The sequence below is a fragment of the Neisseria sp. HMSC068C04 genome, assembly GCF_001810105.1.
Lineage (GTDB): Bacteria > Pseudomonadota > Gammaproteobacteria > Burkholderiales > Neisseriaceae > Neisseria > Neisseria flavescens_B.
In genome coordinates this window covers 41,372-53,306 of sequence record NZ_KV799936.1, presented here as the reverse complement: position 1 = coordinate 53,306, position 11,935 = coordinate 41,372, and the positions used below count along the sequence as shown (strand labels likewise).

11 protein-coding genes are annotated in these 11,935 nt (G+C 48.8%); 7 read left to right on the top strand and 4 right to left on the bottom strand.

The features are described from left to right. The first annotated feature begins 87 nt into the window (after positions 1-87). Positions 88-951: a UTP--glucose-1-phosphate uridylyltransferase GalU gene (gene galU, locus HMPREF2700_RS05280; RefSeq protein WP_070590792.1), complete on the top strand. Its 864-nt coding sequence runs from the start codon at positions 88-90 to the stop codon at positions 949-951. Between the two features lie 54 nt (positions 952-1,005). On the opposite strand, the gene HMPREF2700_RS05275 is transcribed toward galU, so the two are convergent. Then, positions 1,006-2,502, bottom strand: coding sequence for a TrkH family potassium uptake protein (locus HMPREF2700_RS05275; RefSeq protein WP_070590790.1), 1,497 nt, complete (start codon positions 2,500-2,502; stop codon positions 1,006-1,008). 171 nt (positions 2,503-2,673) lie between these two features. Between HMPREF2700_RS05275 and HMPREF2700_RS05270 the strand changes: the two genes are divergently transcribed. From HMPREF2700_RS05270 to HMPREF2700_RS05260, 3 genes are all read left to right on the top strand, one after another. Further along, positions 2,674-2,949 carry a type B 50S ribosomal protein L31 gene (locus tag HMPREF2700_RS05270; protein ID WP_049328620.1) on the top strand — a complete coding sequence of 92 codons (276 nt, stop codon included), beginning with the start codon at positions 2,674-2,676 and terminating at the stop codon, positions 2,947-2,949. Next, positions 2,949-3,074 carry a type B 50S ribosomal protein L36 gene (gene ykgO / locus HMPREF2700_RS05265; protein ID WP_003685279.1) on the top strand — a complete coding sequence of 42 codons (126 nt, stop codon included), beginning with the start codon at positions 2,949-2,951 and terminating at the stop codon, positions 3,072-3,074. The genes HMPREF2700_RS05270 and ykgO overlap by 1 nt, the downstream gene beginning before the upstream one ends. Positions 3,075-3,315: 241 nt before the next feature. Continuing rightward, the gene (locus HMPREF2700_RS05260; RefSeq protein ID WP_070590788.1) at positions 3,316-3,708 is read left to right on the top strand and encodes an MliC family protein; all 393 of its coding nucleotides are present in this window, start codon (positions 3,316-3,318) and stop codon (positions 3,706-3,708) included. A gap of 361 nt (positions 3,709-4,069) precedes the next feature. Here HMPREF2700_RS05260 and ileS read toward each other — a convergent pair whose 3' ends face one another. The 3 genes from ileS to HMPREF2700_RS05245 form a co-directional block, all read right to left on the bottom strand. Continuing rightward, complete coding sequence (gene ileS / locus HMPREF2700_RS05255) at positions 4,070-6,859, bottom strand: isoleucine--tRNA ligase (RefSeq protein ID WP_070590786.1); 2,790 nt, start codon at positions 6,857-6,859, stop codon at positions 4,070-4,072. A 138-nt stretch (positions 6,860-6,997) separates the two neighbouring features. Further along, a complete protein-coding gene (gene ribF, locus HMPREF2700_RS05250; protein ID WP_070590785.1) occupies positions 6,998-7,924 on the bottom strand; it encodes a bifunctional riboflavin kinase/FAD synthetase in 927 nt (308 codons plus the stop codon). A gap of 123 nt (positions 7,925-8,047) precedes the next feature. Then, entirely contained in the window at positions 8,048-8,437 is a 390-nt protein-coding gene (locus tag HMPREF2700_RS05245) for a YajG family lipoprotein (RefSeq protein ID WP_070590784.1), read from the bottom strand. A 161-nt stretch (positions 8,438-8,598) separates the two neighbouring features. Between HMPREF2700_RS05245 and HMPREF2700_RS05240 the strand changes: the two genes are divergently transcribed. The 3 genes from HMPREF2700_RS05240 to HMPREF2700_RS05230 all read left to right on the top strand — a co-directional run bounded on the left by HMPREF2700_RS05240 (position 8,599) and on the right by HMPREF2700_RS05230 (position 11,886). Continuing rightward, entirely contained in the window at positions 8,599-9,474 is an 876-nt protein-coding gene (locus HMPREF2700_RS05240) for a YoaK family protein (protein ID WP_070590782.1), read from the top strand. A gap of 218 nt (positions 9,475-9,692) precedes the next feature. Next, positions 9,693-10,373, top strand: coding sequence for a YiaD family glycine zipper/OmpA-like lipoprotein (locus HMPREF2700_RS05235; RefSeq protein WP_070590781.1), 681 nt, complete (start codon positions 9,693-9,695; stop codon positions 10,371-10,373). A gap of 340 nt (positions 10,374-10,713) precedes the next feature. After that, complete coding sequence (locus HMPREF2700_RS05230; RefSeq protein ID WP_070590780.1) at positions 10,714-11,886, top strand: NAD(P)H-dependent flavin oxidoreductase; 1,173 nt, start codon at positions 10,714-10,716, stop codon at positions 11,884-11,886. Positions 11,887-11,935: the final 49 nt, after the last annotated feature.

Sequence of the window (11,935 nt, the reverse complement as noted above, 5' to 3'; positions counted from 1 at the left end):
TACTTTATCATGTGGTATCATCGCTACATACGACTACATCTTTACACTTTTTTGGGTATAAACCCACAGTTAAAATAGGATAATAATATGAAACCCATTAAAAAATGCGTCTTCCCCGTTGCCGGTATGGGCACCCGTTTCTTGCCTGCGACCAAAGCCAGCCCCAAAGAAATGCTGCCTATCGTGGACAAACCTCTGATTCAATATGCAGTTGAAGAAGCGGTTGAAGCCGGCTGTACTGAAATGGTGTTTATCACCGGCCGTAACAAACGCAGTATCGAAGACCACTTCGACAAAGCATACGAGTTGGAAACCGAATTGGAATTGCGTCAAAAAGACAAATTGTTGGCGCACGTTCGCGATATCCTGCCTTCCAATATTACCTGTATGTACATCCGTCAAACTGAAGCATTGGGTTTAGGTCATGCCGTATTGTGCGCTCAGGCTGCAGTGGGTAATGAACCTTTTGCCGTTATTTTGGCAGACGATTTGATTGATGCGCCTAAAGGTGCATTGAAACAGATGGTTGATGTGTACAACCAAAGCGGTAACAGCGTTTTAGGCGTTGAAACCGTTGATCCTTCCCAAACAGGCTCTTACGGTATCGTTGAAGTTGAAAAACTAAAAAACTATCAACGTGTAGTCAATATTGTTGAAAAACCCAAACCGGAAGAGGCGCCTTCCAACCTTGCAGTTGTCGGCCGCTACATCCTGACTCCGCGTATTTTTGACTTGTTGACCAACCTGCCTCGCGGCGCCGGTAACGAAATTCAACTGACAGACGGTATCGCCCGCCTGCTCGACCATGAGTTTGTGTTGGCTCATGCATTTGATGGCAAACGCTACGATTGCGGTAGCAAATTGGGTTACCTTGAAGCAACCGTGGCTTACGGTTTGAAACACCCTGAAACTGGCGAACAATTCAAAGAAATGCTCAAGCAATATGCTTAAGCCCTGCCATTATAAAAAGGCCGTCTGAAATTTCAGACGGCCTTTTTCTCATACTTATTTCTTCCAATATGCCGGAGTAAGCAAAATCAAAACGGTAAAAATCTCCAAACGTCCCAACAACATCACCGCCGTACACAGCCACTTCTGTACATCGCTCAGCGCGGCGTAATTATGCGACGGACCAACTGCCCCTAAACCCGGCCCTGCATTGGTAATACAGGCAATGACTGCCGTAAAGGCGGATAAAAAATCCAAACCTGCCGCCATCAGTAAAAAGCTGAATACAATGACCGTCATAAAGTAAATAAAGATGAACGACATGACGGTCAGCGCCATGCGATCCGGAATGGAGCGGTTGTTGACCTTTACCGTACGAACCGCACGTGGGTGCAGCAAAATCAGCATTTCGCGCAAGCTGAATTTGAACAACACCAACGCCCGCACGTTTTTAATACCGCCACCCATAGAGCCTGAACTTGCCAATACGTTCGACAGGAAAAACATCCACAATGACACAATCAGCGGCCATTGGGCAAAGTCTGCATTGGAGAAACCGCTGGCCAATCCGATGGATACAAAGTTGAAGCTGACAAAGCGCAAAGCTTCGCCAAGGCTTTGATAAACGTCCTGCTGCCATAAATACAATGCCGAAATCAAAATACTGCCCGACAAAACCAGCAACATGGAACGGCATTCTTCATCTTTCCAATACACCTGCAAAGAGCGGTTGCCCAGCGCAGTAAAGTGGCTGGCAAAATTGATACCGCCCCAGACGGTAAAAAACATCAACGTCCATTCAACTGCCACAGAATCAAAATAGGCAACGCTGTCATCATGTGTCGAAAAACCACCCAAGGCCACTGCCGACATCGCATGGCACAAGGCATCAAACCAGCCCATACCGGCAATATGTAAGGATACAAAGGCGGCAGCAGTTGTCAGCGCATAAGCAAACCACAGCCGTTTAGCCACTTGGGAAATACGGGGAGCCATCTTGCTTTCCTTATCCATACCCGGAATTTCCGCTTTGAAAAGCTGCGTCCCCCCCACGCCCAACATCGGCAAAATCGCTACAGCCAGCACGATAATACCCATACCGCCAAGCCAGTTGAGCATGTGCCGCCAAAAATTTACCGACGGATCCAGCGTATCCAAGCCGGAAATCACTGTTGCCCCCGTTGTCGTCAGCCCCGACATCGCTTCAAAAAACGCATCGGTAAAACTCATGGACGGCATATAGAAATAAATCGGCATCGCCGCCACGATGGCAAAGGCCAGCCACAGCATCAATACCAGGGTAAATCCGTCACGCGGCCGCAATTCACGGTTGAAACGCAAAGTCAGCACCCAAGTAACGCATGACACCAGCAATACCGTCAAAGCCGTATAGGCAAACACGAGAAACGCGCTGTCGTGATAAAAATACGACATCAGTGCCGGCACGGCCAACAGCAGTGAAAACAATAGCCCCAGCTTGGACAATACATGGACAATCGGCATCACCTTGCTTACCGCACCGCCCAATCTGAAACCCTTATGCAGATACATCATATTCCTATCATCAGAAAACAAAATGTTTCAGACGACCTCATAAAAAAGGCCGTCTGAAACTGCATATTTTATCAAAATGCCGCAATCCCGTGATAAAGAAAAACAAAAAACACTTGCCTGCTCTTTTTCTAGGAGTATAATGTTATACCATAACATTCACTGGAGAAAGAAATGAAACCCGATATCCACCCAGACAACTATCGCACCGTCCTGTTTTACGACAGCGGCGCAGACCAAGGATGGCTCATCCGTTCATGCGCCAATACCCACGGAAAAACCATGGTTTGGAAGGACGGAGTAGAGTATCCCCTCTTTTCGCTTGATACTTCTTCCGCGTCCCACCCGGTGTACACAGGCAAACAACGCAATGTCAATATCGAAGGCCGCGCCAGTAAGTTCAACCAACGTTACCAATCCATGATGTCTTCCTTCAGAAAGGATAAATGATGCAAGTCCTCTCATCTCTGAAAACTGCAAAAAAACGACACCGCGACTGCCAAATTGTCCGCCGAAAAGGCAAAGTGTACGTCATTTGCAAGAGCAATCCACGTTTTAAAGCACGCCAGCGTTAAGCTGTCCTATCCTTCTTTCAATGTAACTCTCTGAATTTTCCGCACTTTCGTTTACCTCTAGCGCAAGTGCGGCTTTTTTTCAAACGGCATTAATCATTCATATCAAAACTACAAAGAATCCTGCCATACTCCCGGAAACAGGAAGAAAAAGTAAATAATGGTTATCCCTATTGTGAAGCCATAAAGATATTTATAACATGCCTTTACATTCTTCCTTCAACACTGACCATAGGAGTCAAAAATGAAAGTAAAAGCCCTGCTTGCAATTGCCGCCGCCATGAGCCTCGCTGCCTGCGCCGCACCTGAAGCCCATCGCCATGACCATGGTCAACGTCATGAACACAATCATGACCACGGCCGTGCACACGATCATGATGCCCGTGTTCAATCATTCAGCTGCGAAAACGGCCTGTCTGTACAAATCCGCAACCTGAGCACCGATCAAGTTGAATTACGCCTTGACGACAAAGTTGCCACTCTGTCTTCTGCCGTTGCAGGTTCAGGCGAACGCTATGTTGCCAACCAAGGTCTGTTCGGCAAAGGTGCTGAATGGCATCAAAAAGGCAGCGAAGCATTCTTCGGCTTCACTGACCCATACGGCAACAAAGTAGAAACTTCTTGCTCTGCACGCTAATTTCTACTTAGCAATAGAATAGCTGAAGGCCGTCTGAAAACTTGTTTCAGACGGCCTTTTATATTGGATAAAACGAAAGTTCGTTTAAGGATAAAATGCAAATATGAGGCTATTTGAAGGTTCAAAATACGTCCATACTCCACGGATAAGTAAGGCCCTTTGAAAAGTGCTTTCTACGAGAATATTTTTTCAATATACGTCAAATCCACTATGCCCATACTGACTATCTCTATTGATCAAAACTACAAATCCCAATTACCCTTCAAAATCTATTCGCTATACGAAACAGATTCAATAAACAAAAGCCGTCTGAAAACCTATTTTCAAAGTTTTCAGACGGCCTTTATCTTAGACCAAACAATTAAACGTAATGTCTGTCTTCGCCTTTACCGTCAACGTTGTCGGCACAACGTTTACAGATGGTTTCATGGCCTGCAACTGCGCCCACATCGTGGGTGTAGTGCCAGCAGCGTTCGCATTTTTCACCATCGCTGGCTTTAGCGGTTACAGCAAGTTCATCACCTACTTTCACTTCTGCTTTAGACACCAGCAAAGCAAAACGCAATTCTTCGCCCAAAGTGTTCAGATAATCGGCAATTTCTTCCGGAGCCGTAATTTCGGCTTCGGCTTGCAATGAAGAACCGACGGTTTTATCCGTACGCAGAGGTTCGATGGCGGCAGTTACTGCTTCGCGTGCTTCGCGGATTGCCGTCCATTTTTTCACCAATTCGGCTTCGGCTTTTTCATTGATAGATGGGAACTCATGCCATGTATGGAAAAGGACGCTGTCTTCTTCGCCGCCACCGATAATGTCCCATGCTTCCTCGCCGGTGAAGCACAAAATCGGAGCAATCAGCAGAACCAAACTGCGTGTGATGTGATACAGGGCAGTTTGCGCGCTGCGGCGTGCATGACTGTCTGCTTTGGTGGTGTAGAGGCGGTCTTTCAGGATATCGAGGTAGAACGCACCCAAGTCTTCCGAGCAGAAAGAAACAATGTCTTTTACGGCAAAATGGAAAGCATAGCGCGGATAGTAATCACCTGCCAGACGCTCTTGCAGCTGACGTGCCAATACCACGGCGTAGCGGTCGATTTCCACCATGTCTGCCTGTTGCACGGCATCTTCAATAGGATTGAAGTCGCTGAGGTTGGCAAACAGGAAGCTCAAGGTGTTGCGGATGCGGCGGTAGCTTTCGGTTACGCGCTTGAGGATTTCTTTGGAAATCGCCAATTCGCCGCTGTAATCGGTGGATGCCGCCCACAGACGCAGGATGTCTGCGCCGAATTCATTGTAAACTTCTTGCGGTGCAACAACGTTGCCGATGGATTTCGACATTTTGCGGCCGTTTTGGTCAACCACGAAACCGTGGGTCAGCAGCTGTTTGTATGGCGCGCGTCCCATTGATGAGGCGCAGCCGGTCAACATGGAGGATTGGAACCAGCCGCGATGTTGGTCGCTGCCTTCGAGGTACAAGTCAGCCGGCCACTCCAATTCTTCGCGTTGTTTCAAAACGGAATAATGTGTCGAGCCTGAGTCGAACCACACGTCCATCGTGTCGGAAAGTTTGTCGTAATTTTCGCAATCTTCCGCGCTCAAGAGTTCGCTCTTATCAAGAGAGAACCATGCTTCGATGCCTTTTCCTTCGATTTTTTGGGCAACTTTTTCCAACAACTCGGCAGAGTTCAGATGCAACTCACCGGTTTCTTTGTGAACAAAGAAAGTCATCGGCGTACCCCAATAGCGTTGGCGTGAAACCACCCAGTCAGGACGGCCTTCAATCATGGCTTCCAAACGCGCACGACCCCATGATGGGAAGAATTCGGTGTCATCAACGGCTTTGATGGCTTTATCGCGCAGGGTTTTACCGTCTTTTCCGGCTTTATCCATACCGACAAACCATTGGCCGGTCGCACGGTAAATCAACGGCGTTTTATGACGCCAGCAGTGTGCGTAGCTATGTTCGATTTTGCTGCTTGCCAAAAGATTACCGGTTTCTTCCAGCCATTGCAGGATAACGGGATTCGCTTCCCAAACGCTCATGCCTGCGACGCGCGGCGTTTCGCTGATGTATTTGCCTTCGGCGTTGACAGGGTTGTAAAGCTCGATGCCGTATTTGTTGCAGACGGAGTAGTCTTCCAGACCGTGCGCAGGCGCAGTATGCACCAAGCCGGTACCGGCATCGGTGGTAACGTGGTCGCCGTTGAGCATGGGAATATCGCGTTCGAGGAACGGATGATTCATGTGCAGGTTTTCCAGCTTGTCACCGGTGGTTTCAGCAAGAATAGCAATGCCGTCTGAAAAACCGTAACGTTTGAGCGCGTCTTCTGCCAAATCTTTGGCCAACACCAATTTGCCTTTAGGCGTATCAATCAGTTGATACACCACGTCTGCGCCAGCTGAAACGGCTTGGCTCGCAGGCAAAGTCCAAGGCGTAGTTGTCCAGATAACGGCAAACGCTTTGCCTTCGATACTTGCCAAACCGAATGCGGCGGCAAGCGCGGCATTGTCTTTAAATGGATAGGCAACGTCAATCGCAGGCGATACTTTGTCTTTGTATTCCACTTCGGCTTCGGCCAATGAAGAGCCACAGTCCAAGCAGAATTGAACCGGTTTCGCGCCGCGGTAGAGATAGCCGGATTTGTAGATTTCGCCGAGCATACGCACGGTATCGGCTTCGGTTTTGAAATCCATGGTCAGATAAGGATTGTCCCAGTCGCCCAACACGCCCAAACGGATAAAGTCTTTTTTCTGGCGGGCAATCTGTTCGGCGGCATATTCTCGGCACAATTCGCGGAAACGGGCTTTAGGCATGTCTTTGCCGTGCAGCTTTTCTACCATCACTTCGATAGGCAAACCGTGGCAGTCCCAACCCGGTACATAAGGCGCGTCAAAACCGGCTTGGGTTTTGCTGCGGATAATGATGTCTTTGAGAATTTTATTGACGGCATGACCGATGTGGATGTCGCCGTTGGCATACGGAGGACCGTCATGCAGAATGAATTTCGGACGGCCTTTGGCGATTTCGCGCAGTTTTTGGTAGCGTTTTTGCTCGTACCAGCTTTTCAGCCATGCAGGCTCACGCTTGGCAAGATTGCCGCGCATTGGAAACGGGCTCTCGAGCAGGTTTACGGTTTTACTGTAATCGGTCATTTTTTGATCTCTATTGTTGCGGTATTTCGGTTTCAGACGGCCTGATTACTCATTTTGAAAAGAACAGGCCGTCTGAAAAAATTCAAAGGACTTATTGTAGCCCAATTGTCTTGATTTTATAAGCTTCTAGAAGCGTTTCTATGCTTCCCAAACCTTCGCATCTTCTATATCTTGCAAAATTTGGGTTTTCAATGCTTCGATACTCTCAAATTTTTTCTCGTCACGCAGTTTGTGCAGAAAGCGGACGAAGATGCGTTGGCCGTACAAATCGCCGTTGAAATCGAACAGATGGACTTCCAGCTTTTGCGAGCGGTTGTTGCTGACAGTGGGGTTAAAACCAAAGCTGGCAACGCCTCGGCACGTGCCGAATGTGCCGTCTGCCTCAACGACAAATACGCCGCTTAGCGCATAATGATACGGAGGAAGCTGGACATTGGCGGTAGGCGCGTTGATGGTGCGGCCGAGTTTTTGCCCGTGTTTGACCTTGCCACTTAACACGTAATCATGGCCCAACAGTTTTTTGGCATATTCCAACTTGCCGTCTGAAAGGGCTTGGCGGACGGCAGTACTACTGGTGCGGATGTCTTCAACAATAACGGACGGCGTGCGCTCGGTTTGCATATCAGGCTGTTGTGCCAAGAGTTCAAAACAACCTTCACGGCCGGCACCGAAACGGAAATCGTCGCCAATCAGCAGATACCGCGTATTGAGCGTTTGGCGCAAAAGCCGGTCGATAAACGCTTGTGCGCTCATATCGGAGAAAGCTTGGTTAAAACGCAAGACCCAAACGGCATCCACACAGCCGGTTTCACGCAAAAGACGCAATTTGGTACGCAGCGGGCTGATGCGGTAAGGCAGCTTTTTCCCGGCTTTGCGCGCAAAAAATTCTTTGGGCTGAGGCTCAAAAACAACAACGACAACAGGCAGACCGCGCTGGTCTGCCTCTCGTTTGAGTTTTTGTAGAATGTGTTTGTGCCCGAGGTGTACGCCGTCGAAGTTGCCGATGGTTACAGCGGCTCCTTGCGGAAATTTGGGCGCGTGTCGCTGTCCAAGCCAGATGTTCATGGGTGGTGGGTATTGTGTTTGAATAGGCGGCTATTGTAAACGTTATTGCCGTTTCAATAAACCTTAGGCCGTCTGAAACCAATAAATATATGCTTTCAGACGGCCCTAAAGTTTGTTAATACCTTACCACCACCAAGGATAACGGCCAAACGGATAGCCCCAATCATCGTAATAGCGATAGTAGCGGGCTTCGCGCAGCTGTTCTTGGGAAATATAGTTTTGCCATGCCATTTTGTAGCAGGCTTGGAACATCGGATCGGAAACTTTGTCGATATATTTGAGTCGGAAGGCTTTTTGCTCCGCAGTTACAGCACCGGGTTTGCCTTCTTCGTCAAATTTGCGGCGGATCAGCGCGGCAGTTTCCTGATCGCATTGGCCGGCAAGATGTACTTGAAGATCCTGCTCATAGCGTTTCTGCGCTTGGGCGCGTGCGGCTTTTTGCTCGGGCGTGGTGGCGCAGGCGGCCAGCAATGCAACGGCGCCAAACAATAAGGTCAGACGGAGAGGATTCATCGGATGTTTCCTTATACTCATGTATGGCTATTAATGTACGCCTTCATCTTGCAATGGGCAAGTGTGGCAACTTGGGGACACTTTATATTATTTGTTCTTGGCAACAGGCAGTTGCATATAAAATACACCCAGTATAAACACTCGCCCCTATCCTCAAATCAATGAACGACGACAAACGGCCCCACTCTTACCGACAGCGCCACCATAGGCAACACACGCCGCCGTTTTGGCAGGCGGACCGTCCGTACCTGCACGAACACAATATTTCCGATGCCCGTTTCAGACGGCTGGGCTACATCATGGCCTTTCTTGCCGGTGCGATTAATGCCGGCGGTTACTTCGCATTCTCACGTTATACCTCCCACGTTACCGGCTCAATGTCGCTGTTGGCAGATGTTTTGTATCTTCAAGAGTGGAGTGTGGCCATTATTGCCACAATCAGCGTGTTGTGTTTTGTTGCCGGAGCCGCGCATTCGGGCTGGGTGATTTTGTGGACACAGCAAATGCGTTTCCGTGGCAGCTTTGGTTTTTCCATGTGGCTGGAAGCGGTTTATCTGTTGATCTTCGGCTTATTCGGCATTGCCGCGATGGAATGGGATTTTGGCGGATCGGATTTCATCATGCCGTCTTTAGCATTGTTTTTATTGTGCTTTATCATGGGCATGCACAATACCGTCATTACGCTTTTGTCCGGCTCCGCCATCCGCTCTACCCACATGACCGGCACGGCAACCGATTTGGGCATTGAAATTTCACGCGCACTTTATTATTCCAAGCAACATCATCCGCGCCTGCCGCACGTCCGCGTCAACAAACCGAAAATGTGGCTTTTAAGCGGCTTGATGCTGTCGTTTTTACTGGGCGGCATCGTTGGCGTATGGGGTTATCATTTGGTCGGCCATCATTTCGCCCTGCCCGTTTCCGCCGTTTTGTTCATACTAGGCGCAGGCTCGGTGGGATACGATGTCAAAGTCAGATTGAAATGGGCATTTGTCAGCTGGTATCGCCGTAAAAAGGAAAAACGGAAGAAATCGTAAAGAAACTTACTTTTCATCTGACTACAAAACGGCCAAACGGTCAGAAAAATGCAGAAATGTTTCAGTATTATGTTAACTGACAAATATTTGCGTAATATCGGGTTAAACCCATTCTTTTGCGTTTCGGATATTCGGTATCATTAATTCGTAATGACCCACGCGGTTTTTATTCATTTTTTTCAGACGGCCTGAGCCGTCATCTAAAAAGAGGATACGACATGAAATTCTTGAAACCCCTGACCGTTATTGCTACTGCCATTCCTTTGGCACTTACCGGCTGTGTGACCGATCCTGCTACCGGTCAACAATCCGCCAGCAAAACCGCTATGTACGGCTTGGGCGGTGCAGCTGTTTGCGGCATCGTTGGTGCGCTGACCCACGGCGGTAAAGGCGCGCGCAACTCCGCATTGGCTTGTGGTGCAGTAGGTGCCGGTATCGGCGGTTACATGGACTACCAAGAGAAAAAACTGCGTCAAAGCCTGGCCAACACCAACATCGAAGTTGAACGTCAAGGCAACCAAATCAAACTGGTTATGCCTGAAAACGTAACCTTCGCTACCGGCAGCGCTGCCCTGAGCGGCCATGCTCAAAGTGTCTTGTCTGCCGCTGCGCAAACTTTGGTTCAATATCCTGACACGACTTTGACCATCAACGGCCACACCGACAACACCGGTAACGACGCCATCAACGAGCCATTGTCTCGCAACCGCGCCGAATCCGTTGCCACCTTCCTGCAATCCCGTGGCGTAAGCAGCACCCGTTTGAGCACTTTCGGTTACGGCTCCCGTCAACCCATCGCCTCCAACGCTACTGTTGAAGGCCGCGCACAAAACCGCCGCGTTGAAATCTTGATCAACCCTGACCAACGCGCCATTGACGCCGCTAAAAAACAAATGTAATCCGACATCTGTCTGATTCCCATACTTAAGGCCGTCTGAAATTTCAGACGGCCTTTTTCTTTGTAGATTTTGTTTGCAATTTCTCCTCCTCAATTCAATCCATCATAAAATTTATTCCTTTATTAACAAGACTTTTCAATTTTTCCTTCAAAAAAACTGTATTAATACTCTAATTTTTACACTAACTTAGAGTATAATTCCTAAAATTTTAAAAACACGCCTCATGCCGTCTGAAAAACGGTGGCGAAAAACACACTTATTTATATACACATCAGTCCGTTATCCAATCCATTTCATAGGATTTCAGACGGCGCCATCCAGAATCTATGAAGGAGCATTCATGCAAAACAACTTTGACCCATTGATTATCCGTGGCAAATCACTGATTCCCGTCGTACAAGGCGGTATGGGTGTAGGCGTTTCCGCATCAAAACTCTCCAGCGCGGTTGCACGCGAAAACGGCGTAGGTACCATCGCCAGCGTCGATTTGCGCCACTTGCACGAAGATTTGCTGGCCGAATCAAAAATCGATTCCAGCGAAGAAAAATACACCCGCCTCAACTGCATCGCGCTTGACCGTGAAATCAAAAAAGCCAAAGCCGATTCAGAAGGCAAAGGCATGATTGCCGTCAACGTCATGAAAGCCGTCAAAGACCATGCCGCCTACGTTCGTCAGGCCTGCGAATCTGGTGCAGACGCGATTGTGATGGGTGCAGGTTTGCCTTTGGATCTGCCGGAAATGGCAGAGGGCTACCACAAAGATGTCGCCCTTTTCCCTATTTTGTCCGAATCACGCGGTATCAACATCGTTTTGAAACGTTGGATGAAAAAAGGCATCTTGCCCGATGCCATCGTTATCGAACACCCAGCCCACGCAGCCGGCCACTTGGGCGCTGCAACCGTTGACGGCGTGAACGATGCCAAATTCGAGTTCAAACGCGTTATTGAAGAAACGTTTGAAGTATTCAAAAACTTGGGCTTGGAAAGCGAAAAAATCCCGTTGGTACTCGCCGGCGGCATGGCAAACTTTGAAAAAGTCAAAACAGCCTTGAAAAACTGGGGCGCGTCCGCCGTTCAAATCGGTACCGCGTTTGCCGTGACCGAAGAAGGCGATGCCCACATCAACTTCAAGAAAACGCTGGCCGGTGCGGAAACCGAAAAAGTGGTTGAATTCATGTCTGTTGCCGGCTTGCCTGCTCGCGGCGTGCGCACCAAATTCCTCGACAACTACATCAAACGCGAGGCCAAATTGCAAGCCAATGCCAAAAACGATCCGCGCCGCTGCACCCAAGGACTGAACTGCCTGACCAGCTGCGGTTTGCGTGACGGTTTAGCCAAAGCCGGTCAATTCTGTATCGACATCCAACTTTCAGCCGCATTCCGCGGTGAAGTCGATAAAGGCCTGTTTTTCCGCGGTAAAGACCCGTTGCCGTTTGGCAATGCCATCCGTACGGTTCAAGAAACCATTCATTATCTCTTGAACGGTTCCCTGCCCGCCGTCCCTGCCAAATAAACGCATCAACACTCAAAAGGCCGTCTGAAAAACATTTAAACCCTGTTTT